Source organism: Niastella vici (genome assembly GCF_002077945.1).
In the GTDB taxonomy this organism is placed as follows: Bacteria; Bacteroidota; Bacteroidia; order Chitinophagales; family Chitinophagaceae; genus Niastella; species Niastella vici.
This window is the reverse complement of sequence record NZ_LVYD01000114.1, coordinates 1-3,255: the sequence shown is the minus strand read 5'-3', so window position 1 is coordinate 3,255 and position 3,255 is coordinate 1. Positions and strand designations below refer to the sequence as shown.

At 48.4% G+C, this 3,255-nt stretch carries 2 rRNA genes; both read right to left on the bottom strand.

Going from position 1 to position 3,255, the window contains the following annotated elements:
- Nucleotides 1-48 precede the first annotated feature (48 nt).
- Nucleotides 49-157 (bottom strand): 5S ribosomal RNA (gene rrf / locus A3860_RS37540).
- Nucleotides 158-270: 113 nt separating this feature from the next.
- Nucleotides 271-3,148 (bottom strand): 23S ribosomal RNA (locus A3860_RS37535).
- Nucleotides 3,149-3,255 lie beyond the last annotated feature (107 nt).

Genomic DNA, 3,255 nt, shown 5'->3' with positions numbered 1-3,255 from the left:
AAAGCAAAAAGCCTCTTGAACACAAGTTCAAAAGGCTTTTTGTAATAAATATGGCAGCTACCTACTCTCCCGCGAGATGCAGTACCATCGGCCATGAGGGGCTTAACTTCTCTGTTCGGAATGGGAAGAGGTGAACACCCTCGGTAAAACCACCATAAGATCTTTAGCTGATAACTTTCGTTAACAACCATAATAAGGTCATATTGGGAAAGTTGTAAATGAGAGACAATAGAACTAACAACTTATTGATAATTTCAAAATTGTTAAAAAAAATTAAAGCGTACGGGTAATTAGTACTACTCGACTTTAGTGTTACCACTTTTACATCTGTAGCCTATCAACGTCATAGTCTTTGACGACCCTTAAAAGAATACTCATCTCGTGGAAGGTTTCACGCTTAGATGCTTTCAGCGTTTATCCTGGCCACACATAGCTACTCTGCACTGCACCTGGCGGCACAACAGATACACCAGCGGTGTGTACGACCCGGTCCTCTCGTACTAAGGTCATGTCCACTCAATATTCTAACGCCCATCACAGATAGGGACCGAACTGTCTTGCGACGTTCTGAACCCAGTTCACGTGCCACTTTAATCGGCGAACAGCCGAACCCTTGGGACCTTCTCCAGCCCCAGGATGTGACGAACCGACATCGAGGTGCCAAACCTCCCCGTCGATATGAGCTCTTGGGGGAGATCAGCCTGTTATCCCCGGAGTACCTTTTATCCTTTGAGCGATGGCCCTTCCATGCAGAACCACCGGATCACTTTAGCCGGCTTTCGCCCCTGCTAGACTTGTCTGTCTCACAGTCAAGCTCCCTTATACTAATGCGCTCTGCGTACGATTACCAACCGTACTGAGGGAACCTTTGCAAGCCTCCGTTACTTTTTAGGAGGCGACCACCCCAGTCAAACTACCCACCATGCACTGTTTCCCGGAAGGGATTAGACTCTAAGCAAACGAAGGTTGGTATTTCAACGACCGCTCCATGACACCTGGCGGCACCACTTCATAGCGTCCCAACTATTCTACACATCGGTTGCTCAAAATCAATGCAAAGTTGTAGTGAAGGTTCACGGGGTCTTTCCGTCCCGTGACGGGTAACCGGCATCTTCACCGATACTACAATTTCGCCGGGCTCGTGGAGGAGACAGTGTTCAACTCATTAGACCATTCGTGCAGGTCGGAACTTACCCGACAAGGAATTTCGCTACCTTAGGACCGTTATAGTTACGGCCGCCGTTTACTGGGGCTTCAGTCAGAAGCTTTGGCTTGCGCCGAACATCCTTCCTTAACCTTCCAGCACCGGGCAGGTATCAGGCTCTATACGTCATCTTACGATTTTGCAGGGCCCTGTGTTTTTGTTAAACAGTTGGTTGAACCATTTTACTGAGACCACCCAGAAGGTGGTTGGCTTTATCCCGAAGTTACAGCCACAGTTTGCCTAGTTCCTTCTCCACGGCTCACCCGAGCACCTTAGGCTATTCGCCTCGACTACCTGTGTCGGTTTGCGGTACGGGTCGCTTTAACCTAACCTTAGAAGTTTTTCTCGGCAGCTATTAGAGCACTCAATCAGGCCGAAGCCCTCATATACTTTCACATTTCGCCAAGAACTGCGGATTTGCCTGCAATCCCTATAGCTACGTGCTTAAACGGGGAATTCCGTTTCCCTCGTGTGCTGTTCACTTCTGCGTCACTCCATCGAAATTAAAGCGAGTACTGGAATATTAACCAGTTTTCCATCAGCTGCCCCTTTCGGGTTTGCCTAAGGACCCGACTAACCCTGATCCGATTAACGTTGATCAGGAACCCTTAGTCTTACGGTGAAGTAGTTTTTCACTACTTTTATCGCTACTTATGCCTACATTTTCTTTTGAAACCGCTCCAGCATGCGTCACCACACACCTTCGATGCAGGTTTCAATGCTCCCCTACCGATATACCGCCTAGCGGCAATCTTAGAGCTTCGGTTCGTAGTTTGATGCCCGATTATTTTCCGTGCAGGACCTCTCGACCAGTGAGCTGTTACGCACTCTTTAAATGAATGGCTGCTTCCAAGCCAACATCCTGGCTGTTATAGAAGTCCCACCTCGTTTGATCAACTTAACTACGTATTAGGGACCTTAGCTGCTAATCTGGGTTATTTCCCTCTCGGCCACGGATCTTAGCACCCGCAGCCTCACTCCCGGAGAAATTTGCTAGCATTCGGAGTTTGTCAGGGTTTGGTAGGCGGTGAAGCCCCCTAGCCCAATCAGTAGCTCTACCTCTAGCAAACATCTATATCCGAGGCTGTTCCTAAAAACATTTCGGGGAGAACGAGCTATCTCTCAGTTTGATTGGCCTTTCACCCCTATCCACAGGTCATCCCATAGCTTTTCAACGCTAATGAGTTCGGTCCTCCAGTGTGTGTTACCACACCTTCAACCTGCCCATGGATAGATCACAAAGTTTCGCGTCTACCCCCACTGACTAAACGCCCTGTTCGGACTCGCTTTCGCTACGGCTCCGTAACTTAAGTACTTAACCTCGCCAGTGAGGAGTAACTCGTAGGCTCATTATGCAAAAGGCACGCCGTCACAACTTACGTTGCTCCGACCGCTTGTAGGCGCACGGTTTCAGGTACTATTTCACTCCCTTGTTTAGGGTGCTTTTCACCTTTCCCTTACGGTACTGGTTCACTATCGGTCTCTGAGGAGTATTTAGCCTTACCGGATGGTGCCGGCAAATTCAGGCAGGATTCCTCCGGTCCCGCCTTACTCAGGATACCTCTCGTCCCCAACAATTTCTGCCTACAGGACTATCACCTGCTATGGTCTAACTTTCCAGAAAGTTCAGCTTGATGTTGGTTTCTAAATGAGGTCCTATAACCCCTGTACTGCACGCAATACAGGTTTGGGCTGTTCCCTTTTCGCTCGCCACTACTTGGGGAATCACGATTGTTTTCTTTTCCTCCTGGTACTTAGATGTTTCAGTTCCCAGGGTTGACCCTCCTTGCGGAGTAACACATCTTCAATGTGCTGGGTTGTCCCATTCGGAGATCCGGGGATATAATACTTGTGTGCAGTTCCCCCCGGCTTATCGCAGCTTACCACGTCCTTCATCGTCTCTCAGAGCCAAGGCATCCACCATACGCCCTTAAGTGCTTTAAAAGAGTTATTACTATTACTCGTCATTTACAACTTATAAATATTTACTCCCAATATGTCAAAGAACTACCCTTTGTTGCCAAAGAGAACCCGCTTGCGCGGGTTTGTTG